We start from the raw sequence: 1,874 nt of genomic DNA, 5'->3' as shown, positions 1-1,874 counted from the left end.
AATAGACCCTTACACATTTTGGTGTTTGTCTTTGTTCAGTTTTCAATGAGCTTCGCTGTCAGAAGTGACAACTTCTATATACTAGCATGGTTTGGTTTTTTTGTCAAACCTTTTTTGGAGTTTTTTCAAACTTTTTTGCTTTCGTTTTGGTCGTTCGTGTAACAGGTTTGATGATAACTTTTCTAATCTTTATGACTAACAGACACTATATAATAAATATACTGTTAGCTATTTACATTACAATAAATAATTCAATCTCCTTTTGTGCCAATACTGAAAACAATTGATCATGTACTAATCAATATTTTACTGGATTTACACTGGATATCATCGCTTATTATTCACAGATAAACACTTTAAGTAATAAAGTAATGATATCTTTTGTACCCATTATTTTCTTGATGAAAGCTTTATAAAGAATCAGCAATTTCTTAAAGGAATATACATGTAAACATTACTTACTTAGTCTTTTTAATCTTAATAATAGCAATTTTTAAAGCATTCTACACCCCATTTCCTTTAGTATTTCTATCTAGTTCAATTTCTGTTTACATTAGCTACATTTGTTATTTACTTACCACCCTTGATTACTGTGGAGGATTGTCCGATAGATAGCTGATGTTTTAACCATTTCAATAGTGTCCGTCAATTGATTCATAACCAAATCTAAAGTTGTATGATTGCTAAGATTTCAAGCGATAATTTCAGAGTTAAATAAATCCATAATAGGGCTTAAATACAGTTTCTTTCCGTCAGCTGTCTTGAACTAAGTGACATCAGTGACTAATTTTTGTAGCGGATATTTTGCACTAAAGGGATGGTTGAAGCGATTGGGAGAAATTGTTCCCACAGTGCCTTTATAAGAGCGATACCGACGGGACTTCCGTCAGAACTTTGTACATGTTAAGCCGAGTTTATTCATGATTCGTTGAACTTTTTTGTTTATTTTTTATTTACGTGTTTTGATTAAATTCAACCGTCATTCGACGATACTCATAGATTTCATTGAACTCTTGAAATATTTGTTGAATTTTTCCTCTAATTCTTAATAAGTATTCACTCGATTCAATCGTTGCTTGTAAAAAGGAAAGATTTCGCTGGAACTTTATATCATCCAAAACTATTTTTTTAACAATAGCCCTTTTAGCTTAAGTCTAAAACAATTGGGTTTGTTGGGGTCTCGATGGTCTTTGAAACCCCATTCCTTTAATTTTTTAGATACAAATTCTCAATCTCCAAATAAGTGACTTTTTGCCGTAAAAGCTTCCATTCTGAATCCTTAGTGACTATATTCTTTTGACGAAGCTCCTTTGTATTAAGTTTCTTTACAACTTTGGGCGGTCTCCCTATAGGTCTAATCAGAGCTTCATCCCCCTTTAAGATAAGCACGTTTCCATTTAGCTATTATTTACAGATTCATAAGGTTAAAAGCTATTGCCGTTTCTTTATAGGAAGCTCCTGTTAATTATTTCAAGTCTAAAACATTTAGCTAAAAATCTAAAAATATATTTTCCTTGAATAGTTTTAACCCGTTTGCACCTTATTTTTATAAATGTTGACCCAATTCCTAACTAAGAAATTATTATAGATTATCTATTTTTTAGTTAAAGCGTTATAACCTAGTTTTGTTTTAGAATATTCTTCTACAACTTTTAATTTCAATTCATAAGCATATTTTTAGACATAAAATGACCCCCAAAAGTTAGAGTTTAAAACCTAACTTTTGGGGGCACATCATCTATTATATTAGAAAGGGGTTCTTTTTTAGACATAAAAAAAAGACTCTAAAAGTCTGAATAAGCGGGTGAGGAGAATCGAACTCCCGACAACAGCTTGGAAGGCTGTGGTTTTACCACTAAACTACACCCGCAGGT

The 1,874-nt window shown here is 31.6% G+C and carries 1 protein-coding gene and 1 tRNA gene; both read right to left on the bottom strand.

The features are described 5' to 3' along the window. Positions 1-953: 953 nt before the first annotated feature. Positions 954-1,118 carry a hypothetical protein gene (locus NW240_RS08525; RefSeq protein WP_258437160.1) on the bottom strand — a complete coding sequence of 55 codons (165 nt, stop codon included), beginning with the start codon at positions 1,116-1,118 and terminating at the stop codon, positions 954-956. Positions 1,119-1,799: 681 nt separating this feature from the next. Then, a tRNA-Gly gene (locus NW240_RS08520) sits at positions 1,800-1,870 on the bottom strand. Positions 1,871-1,874 lie beyond the last annotated feature (4 nt).

This window comes from Facklamia sp. 7083-14-GEN3, from assembly GCF_024742075.1.
Taxonomy (GTDB): domain Bacteria; phylum Bacillota; class Bacilli; order Lactobacillales; family Aerococcaceae; genus Facklamia.
This window is presented reverse-complemented; position numbering and strand designations above follow the sequence as displayed.